This window comes from Marinobacter sp. M5B (assembly GCF_042604615.1).
In the GTDB taxonomy this organism is placed as follows: Bacteria; Pseudomonadota; Gammaproteobacteria; order Pseudomonadales; family Oleiphilaceae; genus Marinobacter; species Marinobacter salarius.
This window is the reverse complement of sequence record NZ_CP156894.1, coordinates 910,108-929,614: the sequence shown is the minus strand read 5'-3', so window position 1 is coordinate 929,614 and position 19,507 is coordinate 910,108. Positions and strand designations below refer to the sequence as shown.

11 protein-coding genes, 6 tRNA genes and 3 rRNA genes are annotated in these 19,507 nt (G+C 55.2%); 2 read left to right on the top strand and 18 right to left on the bottom strand.

All coding sequences use genetic code 11. The features are described from left to right. Nucleotides 1–30: 30 nt before the first annotated feature. From tuf to tyrS, 18 genes are all read right to left on the bottom strand, one after another. Nucleotides 31–1,227, bottom strand: a complete 1,197-nt coding sequence (gene tuf / locus AAGD24_RS04175) for an elongation factor Tu (RefSeq protein WP_007154018.1) — start codon at nucleotides 1,225–1,227, stop codon at nucleotides 31–33. Nucleotides 1,228–1,277: 50 nt separating this feature from the next. After that, nucleotides 1,278–1,353 (bottom strand) — tRNA-Thr (locus tag AAGD24_RS04170). An 18-nt stretch (nucleotides 1,354–1,371) separates the two neighbouring features. Continuing rightward, nucleotides 1,372–1,446 (bottom strand) — tRNA-Gly (locus AAGD24_RS04165). A 10-nt stretch (nucleotides 1,447–1,456) separates the two neighbouring features. Next, nucleotides 1,457–1,540, bottom strand: a tRNA-Tyr gene (locus AAGD24_RS04160). Between the two features lie 40 nt (nucleotides 1,541–1,580). After that, nucleotides 1,581–1,656, bottom strand: a tRNA-Thr gene (locus AAGD24_RS04155). Nucleotides 1,657–1,687: 31 nt separating this feature from the next. Further along, nucleotides 1,688–2,422, bottom strand: coding sequence for a hypothetical protein (locus tag AAGD24_RS04150; protein WP_379866652.1), 735 nt, complete (start codon nucleotides 2,420–2,422; stop codon nucleotides 1,688–1,690). Further along, nucleotides 2,419–3,153 carry a type III pantothenate kinase gene (locus AAGD24_RS04145; RefSeq protein WP_379866650.1) on the bottom strand — a complete coding sequence of 245 codons (735 nt, stop codon included), beginning with the start codon at nucleotides 3,151–3,153 and terminating at the stop codon, nucleotides 2,419–2,421. The genes AAGD24_RS04150 and AAGD24_RS04145 overlap by 4 nt, the downstream gene beginning before the upstream one ends. Then, nucleotides 3,150–4,118 (bottom strand): biotin--[acetyl-CoA-carboxylase] ligase, encoded by a 969-nt coding sequence (locus tag AAGD24_RS04140; RefSeq protein WP_036203322.1) that lies wholly within the window; start codon nucleotides 4,116–4,118, stop codon nucleotides 3,150–3,152. Before AAGD24_RS04140 ends, AAGD24_RS04145 begins: the two co-directional genes overlap by 4 nt. Nucleotides 4,119–4,227: 109 nt before the next feature. Continuing rightward, on the bottom strand, nucleotides 4,228–6,627 hold the full coding sequence (locus tag AAGD24_RS04135; RefSeq protein WP_379866648.1) for a DUF6160 family protein: 2,400 nt from the start codon (nucleotides 6,625–6,627) through the stop codon (nucleotides 4,228–4,230). A gap of 9 nt (nucleotides 6,628–6,636) precedes the next feature. After that, nucleotides 6,637–7,185: a hypothetical protein gene (locus tag AAGD24_RS04130; RefSeq protein WP_379866646.1), complete on the bottom strand. Its 549-nt coding sequence runs from the start codon at nucleotides 7,183–7,185 to the stop codon at nucleotides 6,637–6,639. Beyond that, nucleotides 7,182–8,273: a hypothetical protein gene (locus AAGD24_RS04125; RefSeq protein WP_379866645.1), complete on the bottom strand. Its 1,092-nt coding sequence runs from the start codon at nucleotides 8,271–8,273 to the stop codon at nucleotides 7,182–7,184. Before AAGD24_RS04125 ends, AAGD24_RS04130 begins: the two co-directional genes overlap by 4 nt. Further along, nucleotides 8,273–9,472, bottom strand: a complete 1,200-nt coding sequence (locus AAGD24_RS04120) for a hypothetical protein (protein ID WP_379866643.1) — start codon at nucleotides 9,470–9,472, stop codon at nucleotides 8,273–8,275. Before AAGD24_RS04120 ends, AAGD24_RS04125 begins: the two co-directional genes overlap by 1 nt. Before the next feature lie 253 nt (nucleotides 9,473–9,725). After that, nucleotides 9,726–9,841 (bottom strand): 5S ribosomal RNA (rrf, locus tag AAGD24_RS04115). 101 nt (nucleotides 9,842–9,942) lie between these two features. Continuing rightward, nucleotides 9,943–12,838, bottom strand: a 23S ribosomal RNA gene (locus AAGD24_RS04110). 359 nt (nucleotides 12,839–13,197) lie between these two features. Continuing rightward, nucleotides 13,198–13,273 (bottom strand) — tRNA-Ala (locus AAGD24_RS04105). A gap of 96 nt (nucleotides 13,274–13,369) precedes the next feature. Further along, nucleotides 13,370–13,446 (bottom strand) — tRNA-Ile (locus AAGD24_RS04100). A 111-nt stretch (nucleotides 13,447–13,557) separates the two neighbouring features. Continuing rightward, nucleotides 13,558–15,097 (bottom strand): 16S ribosomal RNA (locus tag AAGD24_RS04095). Together the 16S, 23S and 5S rRNA genes with 2 tRNA genes alongside form the textbook arrangement of a ribosomal RNA operon. A gap of 367 nt (nucleotides 15,098–15,464) precedes the next feature. Then, on the bottom strand, nucleotides 15,465–16,667 hold the full coding sequence (gene tyrS / locus AAGD24_RS04090; RefSeq protein ID WP_085681652.1) for a tyrosine--tRNA ligase: 1,203 nt from the start codon (nucleotides 16,665–16,667) through the stop codon (nucleotides 15,465–15,467). 306 nt (nucleotides 16,668–16,973) lie between these two features. Between tyrS and AAGD24_RS04085 the strand changes: the two genes are divergently transcribed. Then, the gene (locus tag AAGD24_RS04085) at nucleotides 16,974–18,395 is read left to right on the top strand and encodes a peptidoglycan DD-metalloendopeptidase family protein (RefSeq protein ID WP_075195723.1); all 1,422 of its coding nucleotides are present in this window, start codon (nucleotides 16,974–16,976) and stop codon (nucleotides 18,393–18,395) included. A 5-nt stretch (nucleotides 18,396–18,400) separates the two neighbouring features. Continuing rightward, complete coding sequence (locus AAGD24_RS04080; protein WP_036203304.1) at nucleotides 18,401–19,498, top strand: anhydro-N-acetylmuramic acid kinase; 1,098 nt, start codon at nucleotides 18,401–18,403, stop codon at nucleotides 19,496–19,498. Nucleotides 19,499–19,507 lie beyond the last annotated feature (9 nt).

Sequence of the window (19,507 nt, the reverse complement as noted above, 5' to 3'; positions counted from 1 at the left end):
TTACTTCAAGTTCTTACTCAAAAAGAGCAATTACTCGATGATCTTTGAGACTACGCCGGCACCAACGGTACGGCCGCCTTCACGAATCGCGAAGCGCAGACCATCTTCCATGGCGATCGGAGCAATCAGGGTAACACTCATCTTCACGTTGTCACCCGGCATAACCATTTCCACACCTTCCGGCAGCTCACAGGAACCTGTAACGTCGGTGGTACGGAAGTAAAACTGCGGACGGTAACCCTTAAAGAACGGGGTATGACGACCACCTTCTTCTTTGCTCAGCACGTACACTTCGCACTCGAACTTGGTGTGCGGCTTGATGGAGCCCGGCACACACAGAACCTGACCACGCTCAACGTCGTCACGCTTGGTACCACGCAGCAGAACACCAACGTTCTCACCAGCACGACCTTCGTCCAGCAGCTTGCGGAACATCTCAACACCGGTACAAACGGTCTTCACGGTATCTTTGATACCGACGATTTCCACTTCGTCACCAACCTTGATGATGCCACGCTCAACACGACCGGTTACAACCGTACCGCGACCAGAGATGGAGAACACGTCCTCGATCGGCATCAGGAACGGCTGATCAATCGCACGCTCCGGATCCGGGATGTACTCGTCCAGGGCTTCTACCAGCTTCTTAACAGCGGTAGTACCCATTTCGTTGTCATCCTTACCTTCCAGCGCCATCAGCGCGGAACCGGTAACGATCGGCGTATCATCGCCCGGGAAGTCGTACTGGCTCAGCAGTTCGCGAACTTCCATCTCGACCAGCTCCAGCAGCTCCTCGTCATCAACCATGTCCGCCTTGTTCAGGAACACAACGATGAAAGGAACGCCAACCTGGCGGGACAGCAGGATGTGCTCGCGAGTCTGCGGCATGGGGCCGTCAGCTGCGGAACAAACCAGGATCGCGCCGTCCATCTGCGCCGCACCCGTGATCATGTTCTTCACGTAGTCAGCGTGGCCCGGGCAGTCAACGTGCGCATAGTGACGCGCCGGCGAATCGTACTCAACGTGAGAGGTCGCGATGGTGATACCACGCGCCTTCTCTTCCGGTGCGTTATCGATCTGGTCGAATGCGCTTGCACTACCAGTACCCCACACTTCGTGACACACACGAGTCAGCGCGGCTGTCAGCGTGGTCTTGCCATGGTCTACGTGACCAATGGTGCCCACGTTTACGTGCGGCTTATTACGCTCAAATTTTGCTTTAGACATTCGACCTATCTCCCTAATCAACTGGACCGTAACGTTGACCGGACAAATAATGGAGCTCATGACCGGAATTGAACCGGTGACCTCATCCTTACCAAGGATGTGCTCTACCGACTGAGCTACATGAGCGCTTTCAACACTACAAATTGGAGCGGGCAGCGGGAATCGAACCCGCGTCATCAGCTTGGAAGGCTGAGGTAATAGCCACTATACGATGCCCGCGAGCAATAAGTGGTGGAGGGGGCAGGATTCGAACCTGCGAAGCTTTCGCGTCAGATTTACAGTCTGATCCCTTTGGCCACTCGGGAACCCCTCCGAGTCAGGCCTGCCAACGGCAAACCTGCCTAAACTTAAAGTGGAGCTGGCGGACGGAATCGAACCCCCGACCTGCTGATTACAAGTCAGCTGCTCTACCAACTGAGCTACGCCAGCTCACATTCGCCTCTTCAGCGAGGGCGGTATACTACGGATTTTCAGAACGCGTTGCAACACCTTCACAACGCCTGATTTCGACCATTTCGAAATTCTCACTGTAATCCGTTTCCGCCGCCCCAACCGCACCGGAATCCGGTACCAGTTGGTCTTCAAAAACGAGCGCGTAGCTTAGCTGATTTCGGGGGAAGTTGGCCAGTATTGCATTGAGATTCTGGCGTTTTTTTTCAGCCAGGACATTTTCGGCGGCCTGTCGGGACTCGAACAGCCCAAGAGAAATGGCATTTTTATTCTCGCCCCGGGTTACCAGGTAGGAGTCGATCCCCCTCTGCTGGAGATCGCGAAACAGATCCAGTGCCCGATCTTCCGGTTGAGGAGGTATGATCACCCAATGCAGTGGCGCCAGTTCCCGCTCTTCCTGAGTAACGTCATAGTCGGTTCCAGGCCGCCCCAGGGAACGATAAGCCTGCCGCGCACTCTGCTCCGAGTCGAACCACCCCAACCGAACGCAGAAACTCAGGGGAACCGCTTCCCTCTCTGGCGGAGCCTCAACATCAACGGCTGGCTGAGTGGCTTCGCCCTCGGCCAGCGTTACATCATCCCTGGCGGCTTCGGGTTCAACCTCTGGCGACAGCGGTTTCAGATCAGCCACCCGCGGCAATGCCTGGCGTTCAGTTACAACGGCAACGGGCTTTGGTCCGAGCTTGTCCCCGTATAACCAAAGCGCCCCATTGATCAGAATCAGGGCAACAGCAAACCACCTCATTCGCGTTCACTCTCCCCATCAACAGCCGCAAGCCCCTTGAGCACCAATGAAGGCTCGTGGTGGGCCGAAAGCCCGGCATCAAGCAGGCCTTCGGCGTCGCCTCCCGTCACCAGGACGCGACCAAGACCAAGACGACGGCAATCCGCCTCAATCCGTGCAGCCATTGATGCCCAGAGCCAGACCAGTCCATGCTGGACGCATGCGGTTGTCGACGCCCCAGGCTCCGCAGCCTGCACATCACTGGCATCAAAACCAATTCTCGCAGCGTCCTGTCTCAAGGACCTGAGCATCATCTGCTTACCCGGGAGAATATAGCCGCCCAGGTGCGCCCCCGTATCGGCAACATAATCAATCGTAATAGCACTGCCGGCATCAACAACGGCAAAACCACCCTCATCGGCCTGCCATGCAGCGTACATGGCGTGCCAGCGATCGGCCCCCATCCTGTCGGTTTCGGTGTAGGCATTCACCAAACCACCTCGACGGGGCTCAGCCCAATGAAACACAATCGGAGCACGACAGAACGCTTCCAACTGCACCTGCAAATGTTGGCGCCTTTCTTCCGAGATCACAGTGGATACTGCAACTCGCCTGATATGGGCGGACTGACAACGGATGCCGCAGAATGGGTCGTCGGCGTCCAGAATGGCGGAACCGGTGCCAACCAAATGACCATCGCCGACCAGCAGCCACTTCAGCCGGGTATTCCCGGCATCCACCAATAGCTTCATGGGCGGACCCGCAGGCTTATCTCGCCGGCACGAACCCTGACCAACTCTTTGCCGTCGTCGATCAGGTAATTACCGGTATCATCGATTCCACGCCCGTTCCCGGCGAGTCCACCCTGGCTGGCAACCAGGGACTTACCGGAAAATATATCTCGACCCTGCCAACGTGAACGGAACCCGGTAAACCCCTGACTGGCGAACTCGTCCACGGAGTCAAGGACGGAATTAACGAGTGACGCCGCAAGCTCGCTACGATTCCAGCGACGTTCAGGCACGGCTATGTCAAGACTGCTCCAGGATTGATCCACCTCCGCAGACTCTTTCATATGCACGTTCAGACCAATACCTGCAACAACCTGAACCACCCCCTCTTCAAGTTCGCCCTGAAGCTCAACCAGAATACCAGCCAGCTTGCTACCGCCGAGAAAAATATCGTTGGGCCACTTCAGCCCCACATCTGCAACACCATGCTGCTCCAGGGCTTCGGCGACCGCCACACCCAGAACCAGGCTTAAACCATCCAGCATGGCGAAGCTGCCTCGAAACGTCAGCCCCAGGCTCAGGTACAGGTTCTGTCCCCGCGGGCTTTGCCAGGGCCGGCCGCGCCTGCCACGGCCAGCGGTCTGACAGTCAGAGATGCACACGGGAATGCGACCGGAATCGGAGCCCGCACGGCGTCGTACAATTTCAGCATTGGTCGAATCTACCTCGTCCATTACGATCAGTTCGACCCTGGTGCGACAATCCGGCGCCAGACTCTGCGTTATCCGTTCCGCATCAAGCAAGTCCATGTCGCTCAACAGACGATAGCCCTTGCCACGAATGGTTTCTATGCGGACACCCTCCTCCGCTGCACGACGAACCTGCTTCCAAATTGCCGTGCGACTGATGCCAAGACTGCTGGCAAGGGACTCACCGGAATGAAACTGGCCGTCTGCCAGGAGGCCAAGAAGTGCTTTGGATTTCATCAAGGAACGCCCGCGTATTTGAATGGGATCAGGGCGGGATTAAACAACACGTCGAACCAAAAGACAAAGGACGACGCCGCGGCACGTCCAAAATTTGCCGCCTGAGACCTCAGGGTATGGGCGTTGCAGTCAGATTGGCCTCAATATTGAAGTTCTGCATTTTCACGCCATAGACTGCTGTTTGTGGACCACCGGAGGGATGGACCAGATCAATGTTGTTGATGGAGAGTTCCTTGAACTGGCTCCTCGCCCGAACGGCGAACCCCAGCGGGCGATTATCCAGGTCAGCCGCAGTGGGCGATGATACATAGCGGTACCCCGCCCCTGCGGCCGGGTCCATTATTTTTTCGTCACCCCTTGCGCCGACCACTCCCAAAGCATCTTCGCCATCTGTCTTCTTGACCACCTTGGTCTGGTAGACATCGACAGACAGGTCCGTGCGTATCCCGAAGGTATTGTCGTCTACACCGTCACCGTCGAAGTCACCGCCATCGCTGGTATGAATATCGTCAAGTACGAGCCTGGAGCCTGTGTTGTTGATCGGCTTGCCACTGGAATCCACCTGACGATTGGTTTCCCAGGTAAATGCATTCTTTCGCGCCTCACTGACTTCCCTTGCGAGTATCTGTTTGAGCTGGATCGTGATTCCTTCTTCACCACGAGCCTCCCAGATTCCGCCCGATGCAGCACAGGCCGACTCAGAGTCCCCCGAACCGCCGGCGCAGACATTGCCAGCCCCACCCGGGACAATGGTCATGCTACTTCCGGTTTCGTATTTCTGAACCACAAATCGGCCAAAGCTTGATCCCGCCGCCTTATCGCCAACCCGCAGGTTGCCAACATCCATAAGGCTCCAGGCCTCCCCCTTGATGAGGGCCAGCCCGTCTTCGGTCACATCCAGGGTCATATCCCGAACATGGGCATCGTAGCTGAGATCGCTGATCCACAAACCCTTCTGAGAAATCTCCCCCGAACCTTCATCGTAAGGCGCGGCGATGATAGCAGCCCGGCCATTCCGTATACGGATATCCGAGTTGATGGTTAGGCCCTCACCACTGGCACCGCCCGCTCCAAGCGTCACCTGGCCATCCATATCGAATTCGTAAGCCGGGTAGAAGCCAAGCGCCAGAAGCAGCTCCGTACCACCCTGAAGCGGGGCATCCTCGCTGCCTACTCGTAAGCCATTAATCCTGTAGCCGGCCGACACATCCTCAAAGCCAATCCGGAGCCCGTCATAAAAACGCGTTCCATTAAGCTCACCATCCCGCGTAACGTTAACTGTGACATCCCCTTGCCCCCAGGACTGCAGCCCGCTGAAGATAACGCGGTTGCCATCCTCGGTATAACTCAGGTCGGCCAACTGCAGACTCCACTCAGTGGACAACCTGAGCCCTTGAGAGCCGGCATCTGGGTGCCCCCCACCTTGCAGGTAAACCGCGTTGGTGTAGCTGCGCCCATTGTAGACGTGGTCCTGCAGCATGAAGCTGACATTCACTTCGCCAATACTTTGCCCGCCGGCGCCCATTTCAATGCGACCAATGTTAAATTCCCCGTTCAGTGACCCCAGCGTGAACCCCAGGGCGTCGCGTCCGTATCGGTCCGCTGTCACGTCCACCCGGAGATCATCCAGCCGGTATTGGCCTGTAATCTCGCGGAACGCAAGCGCGTGGTCGTCGTCAAGATAGATAAAGGATGCACTGTTAATCGTGGTTTCGTTATCCAACCGAAAACCCTCCCCTTCGCGCCCACCGGCTGTAATGCCGGTTTTCGACGAGAGGTCGAAGGAACCGCTGAGCCCGCCGTAACTGGGCAGGGCCTGGCCAGTTGCGACGTCGTAGGTGTTGCCATGATTGGCAGGGTTATTACTGTATCGGATTGCCCCCACATCGTAGGAACCGGATACGCGGGGGGCGTTCAGCTCCAGAGTATTGCCAACTACATCCAGGGTGACACCCAGGGCCTCTACACTGAGGGTGATATCATCCAGGAAGACTTCATTACCGTTGGTTCGATAGCCCAGGCGGCCGCCGGTCATGGTGTAGGCGGTGTCGAATGTGTAACCCGATGCGCCAAACGCACCTCCCGGGCTGATGCGCAGGTTTCCCTGCAGGCTGTGATCAAAGAAAATGCCACCCATGCCAATCCCCGGGGCACCAGCCAACCGTATATCGCCGAACTCGATCCGCCGATCCTCAACCAGGTAGTCCAGATTCAACGACGCCTCATCGGTGATGTCGACCCTTATGACATGAGCAGCCGACTCACTTGGCTGGCTTGCTGAACCAACCCGGAAATCCTCAAGGTAGATACCGCGATCATCATCGAAATACGTTAAACGGTCCGCGGTCATACCCAGCTCCATTTCCAGGGTAATACCGCTTTGGCCACTGATATCCGCCATATCTTCGTCGCCCAGGAGCTGCATATCCGCCATCGCGGGTGCCGACAACGCCAACACTACCCCCCTCACAGACTGCGTGACCACGATGTGCTTTCTGATCCCGGCCATACCCGCTCCCTATGGATTTCCCGTAGGGAAAACCAATAGGTTTCCCTCCATGATGACGTCACCCTGCATTTCCACCGCAAAGATGTCTGTTTGCTGGAATCCCGGGTCTGTTGGCCTGGATGTGTTGCTCCCGGCGATTTTGAACCGCACATCGTTGTAGCGAACGGTATCCGGCAGACCAATCTCTACAACGTCACCGTTGAACGCCTCGCCGTCACCGCCAAATCCGGAATCAATCGAACGAACACGGAGGGTCAGTCCTTCGAAGGCAAAGTTCCCCCTGATCTCATCCAGCACCATCCAGCCGCCATCCTCTTTCAATCGGTAGGCCAGCCTGGCACCGCACTTCTTACCGGCATCATCACAACGGCCGAAATAGCCGTTCTCAATAGGCCCGCCCATTTCATTAATGCTGATATCCCCTGATAGATATATGCCGCCCTGACCGGATACCTCAGAGAGTGCCTCATCGTTCAGACGATCAAGTTCACCCACCGCATGTTTTGAGCTGGACAATGCGAGGGCCAATAACAGGGCATGCGCGTACCGTCTATTCATGGCGCCAGATCCTTGGTTCGGATATCAAGGTGCTGAATCAGCATGCCCTCGACCCGTGCCGACCCGAAATCCCGGTCACCCACGGAAAAATTTCCGATGTGCAGGTTACTGCGATAATCGGGATTGGTGTAATAGTCCTCATAGAAATCCCAGGTTGGCGCGTCACTGCTACCTCGCAGCCCATCAGCGCCAATCGATCCCGGAGCTGGCGGCTCGATGGCCGCGACTTCCACCACAAAATTGCCAGTGCCATCAACGTCGAAAAATACCGGCTGCAACTGGTTGCCAATCGCCAGCTCCAGCGCAAAGTTGGTCATGGTGATTCTTGAACCGCAGGATTGGCCATCCTGAGAACAGGCATTGATCGACAATTCCGGTGTTTGGAAATTGAGCTTGAACTGCCCCACCATCTGTCGACGATCGTCATCGCCCCAAAGGCGAAGATAGCTACCATCAATAACTGCGCTTTTCGCATGAATGTTGATATTGGCCGAACGGTCTTCTCCCACAGCCACATTCATCTGCAGCCCGATATCAGGGCGCTCACCTACAAAATCCGCCGTCGCCGGCCGACTGGAGCAAACGCCACTACCCGCAATAGCACCCGAGCTCATACAGTCGTACCCTTGGGCAGCGTCCACCAAAGCTGGCGCCGCGAACTCGAGAACGGCCTTGTCCCGGATGCCGATACTATTGCCGTCGACCACGTCAATCCGATAGGGATTCACCAGCCGACCAATATTTACCGGGCTTAGGTTCTGCCCGTAGTTGCTGCCGGTTCCGGAGATGTACAAGTGATTCACCACGATCTCGACATCGCGGCCGTCCGTACTCTTAAGGCCGCCAATCTTGAAAATCCGGGCCTGGTTACCATTGGCATCGGGCGTGTCCGTGCCATGGGAAAACGTGAAGTCTTCCAACACGACTCCAATGCCAGCGCCATCGATCTCCGACAGTTCCTGCTCTGACAGGTCCTGAAGTTCCGCGTTTGCTGTGCACGTTCCGAGTAACAGTCCCAGGACAGCGCAAACTCGCGTGGGGCAGAACGACCAGACAGTGGGGGTTAGAAGGCGCCTTCTGGATAACATCAAAACAACCCCCTGCCCCGATCGATGTATTCCGTTCGGTAACGGTCGGTGCCGTAAAGGGCCTCGTTAAGATTGACCTCGGTTGCACCGTTCGGAATATTGAAGAAGGCCCCGGAAGTCGCCCGAATGAAATCCTCCGGCGTCGGGTTGGTGTTCTTGACGTCTTCCAGCCAGTCAAGGTCTTTGGTCTGGAATGAAATAAACGCTCCGTCGGCCGGTCCTGTAATCCTCCGCTGATTACCAACTTCTTCCACCGTGCCGATTGGAAAGCTGTTGTAAATATCGAGATCAAAGCAGGAATCGATACCCAGGACCAGGCAGTCCTGGGCGTAGACATAAATATCTCCACTGCCACAACTGAAGAAAGAGCAATCAGGCACATCAATACGGGAACTGGAGCCCCAACCAATAAGGTTCTTTACTGACCAGCGAGTGAACCCGCCCGCATCCTCGAGCACGAAGCGTTCTCCATTGGGGATGCCAATATGTTCCGCCCGAATGGGATCAAGCTCACCGATATCAGGATGCCCTTCCTCGCCGTACACCAGTTGCGCCTTGGTCTGGAGCGGACTACCGCCTTCAAGCAACGGGGTAAGCAGAACGATGACCTGATCGAAGAAGTTGCCGTTGGAGCTGGCCTGACTCAAACCTTCACCGCGATCAATGATGTCTACATTGACGTTGCCGGTGAGAGTTTCAATCTTGCCAGAGAGGATGCCCATGGACTCTCCGAAGCCCAGCCGAAAACCAACGATCTCCTGAGCGTCCTCGTCGAACGCAAATTCCAGATAGGGGTTCTCGATGTTAAACGGGACGATTTCGCCTTCTCCATAGGCCGAGCCATCCGGCTTGAGCTGGCGGGGCGCCTTGGAGTTGCGCTCGAAGTACGCTTGGTTATTGATATATCCGAGCGCAAAGTCCTCTATATAGACATCGGACGTTCCGGCTTTTTCACCATCCCGCTCGTAGCGCCCCAACTCGAGTACGTCAACATTGGTCTGGATATCAATGTCCATTCCCAGGTTAACGCGTGTATAAGAGGTATTGTCGGTCTCGTCGGGGTGATATTGGCGATCAACCGAAATGAATGCTTGACCAGTTACTTCCGACATATCGCTATCGGAGATTGGCTGCAGGTCCGCAAACGCAGGAGGGGTCACTGACAGCACCGCTAACAAATGCCAAACGACACGATTCATAGACAGATCTCACCATTAACCGCATTCTGAAAAGCGGTTTATTGTTATTTTCGATGAGTGTCTCTGAACACTAATGCTGCTTTCGCTGGCAATTTTTATTTTGGCCAGTTCTTGTACAGATCCTAACCTCGTTTACAGTTTGTCACTGTGAGCAAGGTCATAGATTTGAAAAATGAGTCGACGCTGAAGGTACTTTTTTACAGGCAATAAAAAACCCCCGTCGGCGAAGCCGCGGGGGTTTTTGGTATTAGGAGCCTGACGATGACCTACTCTCACATGGGCAGAAGCCACACTACCATCGGCGCTGGTCTGTTTCACGGCTGAGTTCGGGATGGGATCAGGTGGTTCCAGACCGCTATGGTCGTCAGGCAAAACGGTTGATCACTGGGTGGACGAGGTAGAACGATGTGATGTTGATTTCGATTGAGCGCGATGGCTCTTGCGTTATCCGCAATTGTCTTGGGTGTTATATAGTCAAGCCTCACGAGCAATTAGTATCGGTTAGCTCAACGCCTCGCAGCGCTTACACACCCGACCTATCAACGTCCTGGTCTTGAACGGCTCTTCAGGGACCTCAAGGGTCCAGGGAGATCTCATCTTGGAAGGGGCTTCCCGCTTAGATGCTTTCAGCGGTTATCCTATCCGAACATAGCTACCGGGCAATGCGTCTGGCGACACAACCCGAACACCAGCGGTTCGTCCACTCCGGTCCTCTCGTACTAGGAGCAGCTTTCCTCAAATCTCCAACGTCCACGGCAGATAGGGACCGAACTGTCTCACGACGTTCTAAACCCAGCTCGCGTACCACTTTAAATGGCGAACAGCCATACCCTTGGGACCGGCTTCAGCCCCAGGATGTGATGAGCCGACATCGAGGTGCCAAACACCGCCGTCGATGTGAACTCTTGGGCGGTATCAGCCTGTTATCCCCGGAGTACCTTTTATCCGTTGAGCGATGGCCCTTCCATACAGAACCACCGGATCACTATGACCTACTTTCGTACCTGCTCGACGTGTCTGTCTCGCAGTTAAGCGGGCTTGTGCCATTACACTAACCGCATGATGTCCGACCATGCTTAGCCCACCTTTGTGCTCCTCCGTTACGCTTTGGGAGGAGACCGCCCCAGTCAAACTACCCACCACACAGTGTCCTTAACCCCGATAAGGGGTCGAAGTTAGAACCTCAAACAGGTCAGGCTGGTATTTCAAGGTTGGCTCCACCAGAACTGGCGTCCTGGTTTCAAAGCCTCCCAGCTATCCTACACAAACATGCTCAAAGTTCACTGTGAAGCTATAGTAAAGGTTCACGGGGTCTTTCCGTCTAGCCGCGGATACACCGCATCTTCACGGCGATTTCAATTTCACTGAGTCTCGGGTAGAGACAGCGCCCCCATCGTTACGCCATTCGTGCAGGTCGGAACTTACCCGACAAGGAATTTCGCTACCTTAGGACCGTTATAGTTACGGCCGCCGTTTACCGGGGCTTCGATCAAGAGCTTCGCGCAAGCGCTAACCCCATCAATTAACCTTCCGGCACCGGGCAGGCGTCACACCGTATACGTCCACTTTCGTGTTTGCACAGTGCTGTGTTTTTAATAAACAGTCGCAGGGGCCTGGTATCTTCGACCGGCTTCTGCTCAACCCGCGAAGGGCGTCACATACCACCGGCGTGCCTTCTCCCGAAGTTACGGCACCATTTTGCCTAGTTCCTTTACCCGAGTTCTCTCAAGCGCCTTGGTATTCTCTACCTGACCACCTGTGTCGGTTTGGGGTACGGTCTCGAATAGCCTGAAGCTTAGAAGATTTTCCTGGAAGCAGGGCATCAATGACTTCCCGCCCTAAAAGGGCAGTCGTCGTCGCGTCTCGGCATTGTGGGACCGGATTTGCCTAATCCCACTGCCTACATGCTTAAACCGGGACAACCGTCGCCCGGCTCACCTAGCCTTCTCCGTCTCTCCATCGCAGCTATCCAAGGTACGGAAATATTAATCCGTTTCCCATCGACTACACCTTTCGGTCTCGCCTTAGGGGCCGACTCACCCTGCGCCGATTAGCGTTGCGCAGGAACCCTTGGTCTTCCGGCGTGGGGGTTTTTCACCCCCATTGTCGTTACTCATGTCAGCATTCGCACTTCTGATACCTCCAGCATGCCTCTCGACACACCTTCGCAGGCTTACAGAACGCTCCCCTACCCCGTGCACTTGCGTGCACAGCCGCAGCTTCGGTAACCAGTTTGAGCCCCGTTACATCTTCCGCGCAGGCCGACTCGACTAGTGAGCTATTACGCTTTCTTTAAAGGATGGCTGCTTCTAAGCCAACCTCCTAGCTGTCTGAGCCTTCCCACATCGTTTCCCACTTAACTGGTATTTGGGGACCTTAGCTGGCGGTCTGGGTTGTTTCCCTCTTCACGATGGACGTTAGCACCCACCGTGTGTCTCCCGGATAGTACTCACAGGTATTCGGAGTTTGCATCGGGTTGGTAAGTCGGGATGACCCCCTAGCCGAAACAGTGCTCTACCCCCTGTGGTATTCGTCCGAGGCGCTACCTAAATAGCTTTCGGGGAGAACCAGCTATCTCCGGGCTTGATTAGCCTTTCACTCCGATCCACAAGTCATCCCCTGGCTTTTCAACGACAGTGGGTTCGGTCCTCCAGTTGATGTTACTCAACCTTCAACCTGCTCATGGATAGATCGCCCGGTTTCGGGTCTATGCCCAGCGACTAAATCGCCCTATTCAGACTCGGTTTCCCTACGGCTCCCCTAAACGGTTAACCTCGCCACTGAACATAAGTCGCTGACCCATTATACAAAAGGTACGCCGTCACGGAACAAGTCCGCTCCGACTGCTTGTACGCATACGGTTTCAGGATCTATTTCACTCCCCTCACAGGGGTTCTTTTCGCCTTTCCCTCACGGTACTGGTTCACTATCGGTCAGTCAGGAGTATTTAGCCTTGGAGGATGGTCCCCCCATGTTCAGACAGGATGTCTCGTGTCCCGTCCTACTCGATTTCACTGGACTCAGGTTTCGGATACGGGGCTATCACCCACTATGGCGGCTCTTTCCAGGGCCTTCTCCTACCAGTTGTCCAGCTTAAGGGCTGGTCCCCGTTCGCTCGCCGCTACTGAGGGAATCTCGGTTGATTTCTTTTCCTTCGGGTACTTAGATGTTTCAGTTCCCCGAGTTCGCCCCGTACGGCTATGTATTCACCGTACGGTACCGGCCCGAAGACCGGTGGGTTTCCCCATTCAGAGATGCCCGGATCACAGCTTGTTTGCCAGCTCCCCGAGCCTTATCGCAGGCTTCCACGTCTTTCATCGCCTCTGACTGCCAAGGCATCCACCGTATGCGCTTAGTTGCTTGACTATATAACCCCAAGACAACTGATCCGTTTCTCACACTCAACCAGAACGTCGGACCCACCGAAGTGAACACAACCTTCTCATTCAGAGATGAGATTCAGAGACAGTCACTCGAAGTCATATACAACCACTTCAACGACAACACCGGATAACGCTTGAAATCGCTATCACATTGAACACTTTCTCTCGGAGATAATGAGAAAAAGTATTCGTGTTCTATCTCGTCCAATTTGTTAAAGAGCAAATCTGACCCAGTGATCAGAAAGAAGGTCTTCAGTCACAACCCTCAATCGAGTCATAACACTGAAAAACTTGTTTCTGTACACTGACCGAAGCCAGGCATTCATCGATCTGTCCAGGTATTGGTGGAGCTGAGCGGGATCGAACCGCTGACCTCCTGCGTGCAAGGCAGGCGCTCTCCCAACTGAGCTACAGCCCCTAAAAGCTATTTACAAGAATTGTGTAGATCTAGGCGTGTTCGGGCGCCGCATAGCCTGCTATGCAAGTCCGGACACAACGACGAGCTACGCAATTCTGGTGGGTCTGGGTGGACTTGAACCACCGACCTCACCCTTATCAGGGGTGCGCTCTAACCACCTGAGCTACAGACCCGGTTTTGCTTGTCCTGAAACAAGCCAAGTCGGGCCTGCATAGACCCTTTGCTCTCTTCTTAAGCTAACCAAGTAATTCGTGTGGACTCTGACCGAAGCTTTCGGCTTCGTTTAAGGAGGTGATCCAGCCGCAGGTTCCCCTACGGCTACCTTGTTACGACTTCACCCCAGTCATGAACCACACCGTGGTGATCGTCCTCCCGAAGGTTAGACTAACCACTTCTGGTGCAATCCACTCCCATGGTGTGACGGGCGGTGTGTACAAGGCCCGGGAACGTATTCACCGCGACATTCTGATTCGCGATTACTAGCGATTCCGACTTCACGGAGTCGAGTTGCAGACTCCGATCCGGACTACGATGCGTTTTGTGAGATTAGCTCCCCCTCGCGGGTTTGCAGCCCTCTGTACGCACCATTGTAGCACGTGTGTAGCCCTGGCCGTAAGGGCCATGATGACCTGACGTCATCCCCACCTTCCTCCGGTTTGTCACCGGCAGTCTCCCTAGAGTTCTCAGCCGAACTGCTAGCAACTAGGGATAGGGGTTGCGCTCGTTACGGGACTTAACCCAACATCTCACGACACGAGCTGACGACGGCCATGCAGCACCTGTGTCAGAGTTCCCGAAGGCACCAATCCATCTCTGGAAAGTTCTCTGCATGTCAAGGCCAGGTAAGGTTCTTCGCGTTGCGTCGAATTAAACCACATGCTCCACCGCTTGTGCGGGCCCCCGTCAATTCATTTGAGTTTTAACCTTGCGGCCGTACTCCCCAGGCGGTCAACTTAGTGCGTTAGCTGCGCCACTAAGACTTCAAGAGTCCCAACGGCTAGTTGACATCGTTTACAGCGTGGACTACCAGGGTATCTAATCCTGTTTGCTCCCCACGCTTTCGCACCTCAGTGTCAGTATTGGTCCAGAGTGCCGCCTTCGCCACTGGTGTTCCTTCCTATATCTACGCATTTCACCGCTACACAGGAAATTCCACACTCCTCTACCATACTCTAGCCTGACAGTTCGAAATGCCGTTCCCAGGTTGAGCCCGGGGCTTTCACATCTCGCTTATCAAACCACCTACGCGCGCTTTACGCCCAGTAATTCCGATTAACGCTTGCACCCTCCGTATTACCGCGGCTGCTGGCACGGAGTTAGCCGGTGCTTCTTCTGTGAGTAACGTCAAGCCTCACGAGTATTAGTCGTAAGGTTTTCCTCCTCACTGAAAGTGCTTTACAACCCGAAAGCCTTCTTCACACACGCGGCATGGCTGGATCAGGGTTGCCCCCATTGTCCAATATTCCCCACTGCTGCCTCCCGTAGGAGTTCGGGCCGTGTCTCAGTCCCGATGTGGCTGATCATCCTCTCAGACCAGCTACGGATCGTCGCCTTGGTAGGCTCTTACCCCACCAACTAGCTAATCCGACATAGGCACATCCAATAGCGCAAGGTCCGAAGATCCCCTGCTTTCCCCCGAAGGGCGTATGCGGTATTAATCCGGGTTTCCCCGGGCTATCCCCCACTACTGGGCAGTTTCCTATGCATTACTCACCCGTCCGCCGCTCGTCAGCGGGGAGCAAGCTCCCCCTGTTACCGCTCGACTTGCATGTGTTAAGCCTGCCGCCAGCGTTCAATCTGAGCCATGATCAAACTCTTCAGTTTAAATCATACAAGAATCCGAAGATTCTCTATTCTTGCTCAAGACAAAACTCAATTTCGACGAGTCACTGTCCTGATATTTCGTATCCGAAATACCTCGGCCAGCGCCCACACGAATTACTTGGTTAACTTTTTAAAGAGCGCTCGGGGCTTGCCCGATCAAGGTGGCGTATTCTACATCGAATCGCTGCCTTGTCAACCGCTTTCTGAAGAATTTTGAAACTCGAAATCTTCAATTAATTCAAACGGTTGTCTTTCAATTTCTGACCCGCCTCAGTGGCGTGCCCCTCGAAAGAGATGCGTATTCTACAGAGCTCACTCCGACTGTCAACGCGGTTTTCAATATTTTCTCAAAAACCTTACTTTTCGATCAATCCGTGATCACTACGCGAGCAATTTTCTTCTTACCCGCCTGCACAACGCAGTCGTCGCCCAGATTAAAGAAGCGATCACCCTCGTGCTTTTCACCATCAATAAAGACAGCGCCACGCCCAAGTACGTCTCTGGCAGCGGCCCCATTCTTCACCAACCCTGCGAGGCGAAGCACTGTAGCAACGGGCAACTGCTCCTGCCCGGAGAGGGAAACCTCGATAGTCGGCACGTTCTCGGGTATTTCACCCAGGCCCACCCGGTTACCCGCGGACTTGTGCGCTGTCGCCGCCGCTTCAGCGTCATGGAAGCGAGTGATAATCTCTTCTGCCAGCAGCTTTTTGTAGTCCTGCGGATTTGCACCTCCGGACACTGCAGCACGAAACTCATCCACTTCCGCCAACGGCCGGAAGCTCAGCAATTCAAAATAACGCCACAGGAGGTCATCCGGCATGGACAACAGCTTGGTGTACATTTCACCGGGCGAATCATTAACGCCGACATAGTTGCCCAACGACTTTGACATCTTCTGGACACCATCCAGCCCTTCCAGCAACGGCATGGTCAATACAGCCTGCGGCTTCTGACCATAGTGCTTCTGGAGAATCCGCCCCATCAAGAGGTTGAACTTCTGATCTGTCCCGCCCAGCTCCACATCAGCCTCAAGGGCGACCGAGTCATACCCCTGAACCAGTGGATACAGGAACTCATGAATGGCGATGGGCTGCTCGGCACGGTAGCGCTTGGTGAAATCATCGCGCTCGAGCATACGGGCAACCGTATACTGCCCCGCCAGACGAATCATGTCAGCCGCAGAAAGCTTGCTCATCCAGTCGGAGTTAAACACCACACGTGTCTTTTCCTTATCCAGGATCTTGAACACCTGCTCTTTATAGGTAATGGCGTTGGCAGCAACCTGCGCTTCCGTCAGAGGCGGGCGAGTTGCACTCTTGCCGGTGGGATCACCGATCATTCCGGTGAAATCCCCTATAAGGAAGATCACTTCATGCCCCAGGTCCTGGAACTGTCGCAGCTTGTTGATCAGAACCGTATGGCCCAAGTGAAGATCTGGGGCCGTAGGATCGAATCCGGCCTTTATCCTGAGAGGGCGCCCCTCCCGGAGCTTCTCAATCAACCCTTCCTCGGGGATCAACTCATCCATGCCGCGTTTGATAACGGCCAGCGCCTCATCAATAGATGCCATGTACCACACACCCTCAATTCTGATCATTTGGGCCGGACGACAGTTACAGAGATCTACAAAAGAAATCTGTGCGTTACCAGCACCCCTGTTAAAGTGTACCTGCTCAGTTTTTGAACAAAGCCGCGTATTTAAGGCCGGGTATTATAACAATCCCGGCCTCAGAAATCCGGCCAGTATGCCAGTAACGGTAATGTTTGATGCTGTCCTGAGCGCATTTTATACGGTAATCTGTTGGACTATACTTGAACAACAGCTTTAATTAGGTAGTACAACCTACCGGAATACCGATTAAAACGGATGCGACACGTGCTGAAAATGTTTCCGAAAACCCATATCACCATTGCCGCTGCGACCAGTGTTGTCGTTGCAGCCGCTATTCTGATGAGCCCCAGCGCCGATGTAGAAGCCAATAGAATGGCTTACTCGCTGGATCTCGACGAAGGCACCGTCAAGTCGTCAGGCAAGCCGACTCCCCGCATGAACGAACAGCCCGCTGCCGACAAGATGCCAGAAGAAGACGCAACAGTAGCACCTGAACTGGCATCCATCAGCGACGAGCCTCAGCTACCCGAAGCACTGGACACCGCTGCGGCCATGGCTGAGGTCAGCGAGCCAGAGCTGCAATGGCAGGAATACAAGATCAAGTCCGGCGACACACTTTCATCCCTGTTCGGCAAGGCCGGCTTCAACGACGGCATCATGCTGTCTGTGATCCACGGCTCTGGCGAAGCCGATAAGCTTCAGCGGCTCTATGCTGGCGAAACCATCGCGTTTGCAACCAATGACGCCGGCGAACTCGCTGCCATAGACCTCCAGCGCAACCTGCTGGAAACCCTTCACGTTGAAAAAACCGAAGAAGGTTTTACCGGCGAAACCGTGGTCCGCGAGCCTGACGTTAAACCGGCATTTGCGTCAGGCGTTATTGACGGCTCCCTCTATGTGGCGGCGCGCGAAGCCGGCATGAGCGACAGACTGGCCATGGAAATGGCGGGCATCTTCGGGTGGAACATCGACTTCGTATACGACGTTCGCAAGGGTGACCGGTTCGAAGTGGTGTATGAGGAGCTGTATCTGGACGGCGAGAAATTCGACACTGGCAACATTCTGTCTGCTCGCTTTATCAATCGGGGCAAAGAGGTTATTGCCCTGCAGTACACTGACAGCAACGGTGATACTGACTATTACAGCCCGGACGGCAGCAGCATGCGCAAGGCGTTCCTGCGCACACCCATCAACGCCCGCGTCTCTTCTTCCTTCAACCTTCAGCGTCGTCACCCGGTGCTGGACGTCGTTCGCCCGCATGAGGGCACTGACTACGCCGCGCCTCCAGGCACTCCCATTAAGGCGGCTGGACATGGCAGGGTACAGTTTGCCGGATGGAAAGGCGGCTATGGCCGCACGGTCATTCTCAAGCACGGCGACAACATTACCACTCTCTATGCCCACATGAGCCGTCTCGGCAAAGGCATCAAGACCGGCACCAAGGTCAAGCAGGGCGACACCGTTGGCCATGTTGGCTCTTCCGGCATGGTGACCGGACCCCACCTGCATTATGAATTCCGGGTCAACGGCTCTCCGAGAAACTCGCGAACGGTCAAGCTCCCTGATGCGAAACCGGTACCCAAGTCAGAAATGGCTCGCTTCAAGGGATTTGCGGAACAGCAAGTTGCCAAGTTCGAACTGTTCCGCCAAAACTACCAGCATCTAGCCCTGGCCGCTGACGAGTGAACTGAATGAAAGCCTGGATTGGATTGATGTCAGGCACCAGCATGGACGGCATTGACGCCATACTGGTGTCGTTCAACGGTCAAACAATCCAGGTGCATGCCACCCACACCACCGCCTACCCGGACGACATACGCAGACGGCTGGTCAATCTCGGCCAGAACCGGGGAACGCCGGATGATGTCGGCGAGCTTGATCACGCCGTCGGCTCACTGTTCGCCCTCGCGGCGGAAACTGTGATCGGGAAGTCCGGTTTCCCGGCCTCATCCATCAACGCCATCGGCAGTCACGGCCAGACCCTACGTCACCACCCTGATAGTTCAGCACCTTTTTCCCTGCAGATTGGCGATCCCACTGTTATCACTGAACGAACCGGCATCACGACCGTGGCAGACTTCAGGCGGCGCGACCTGGCAGCAGGCGGTCAAGGAGCGCCACTGGTGCCGGCATTCCACAAAGCCTTCTTTAGCGCTGAAGGCGAGAGCCGGTGCATCCTTAATCTTGGCGGCATCGCCAATATCACCCACCTTCCAGCGGGCGCCAATGAGCCGATCACCGGTTTTGATACAGGCCCTGCGAACGCGCTGATGGATGCCTGGTGCATGGATCAGACTGGCCGGGCGTTTGACGAGGATGGCGCATGGGCCGAGGAAGGGGAGATCAATCAGGCACTGCTAAGCGACCTGCTTTCGGATGCCTACTTTTCGCGACAGCCACCCAAGAGTACGGGTACCGAAAAGTTCAATATTGAGTGGATCAGGACTCAATTACGTCGTCACCCGGACCTTTCCGGCGCCGACGTACAACGCACCCTGCTCGAATTAACTGCAGTATCCGTCGCGCAGCAGTTGCCGCAATCGCCGGGAATGACAATATTTGCGTGTGGGGGCGGTGCTAAAAACAGGATTCTGATGCGGGCTCTGCAGCGAACCTGTAGCCCGGCCCGCCTCGCGTCAACAGATGACCTGGGCCTAGACCCGCAATGGGTAGAACCGGCGGCCTTTGCCTGGCTCGCAAGCCAGACACTCGCCGGCAAGCCCGGCAATGTTCCGGAAGTTACAGGCGCAGAGGGGAAAAGAATACTTGGGGCGGTGTACTACGCCTGAACACGCACG

Coding starts and splice junctions, on each gene's coding strand:
- tuf (WP_007154018.1), bottom strand. CDS start 1,227: ATGTCTAAAGCAAAATTTGAGCGTAATAAGCCGCACGTAAACGTGGGC.
- AAGD24_RS04150 (WP_379866652.1), bottom strand. CDS start 2,422: ATGAGGTGGTTTGCTGTTGCCCTGATTCTGATCAATGGGGCGCTTTGG.
- AAGD24_RS04145 (WP_379866650.1), bottom strand. CDS start 3,153: ATGAAGCTATTGGTGGATGCCGGGAATACCCGGCTGAAGTGGCTGCTG.
- AAGD24_RS04140 (WP_036203322.1), bottom strand. CDS start 4,118: ATGAAATCCAAAGCACTTCTTGGCCTCCTGGCAGACGGCCAGTTTCAT.
- AAGD24_RS04135 (WP_379866648.1), bottom strand. CDS start 6,627: ATGGCCGGGATCAGAAAGCACATCGTGGTCACGCAGTCTGTGAGGGGG.
- AAGD24_RS04130 (WP_379866646.1), bottom strand. CDS start 7,185: ATGAATAGACGGTACGCGCATGCCCTGTTATTGGCCCTCGCATTGTCC.
- AAGD24_RS04125 (WP_379866645.1), bottom strand. CDS start 8,273: ATGTTATCCAGAAGGCGCCTTCTAACCCCCACTGTCTGGTCGTTCTGC.
- AAGD24_RS04120 (WP_379866643.1), bottom strand. CDS start 9,472: ATGAATCGTGTCGTTTGGCATTTGTTAGCGGTGCTGTCAGTGACCCCT.
- tyrS (WP_085681652.1), bottom strand. CDS start 16,667: ATGGCATCTATTGATGAGGCGCTGGCCGTTATCAAACGCGGCATGGAT.
- AAGD24_RS04080 (WP_036203304.1), top strand. CDS start 18,401: ATGAAAGCCTGGATTGGATTGATGTCAGGCACCAGCATGGACGGCATT.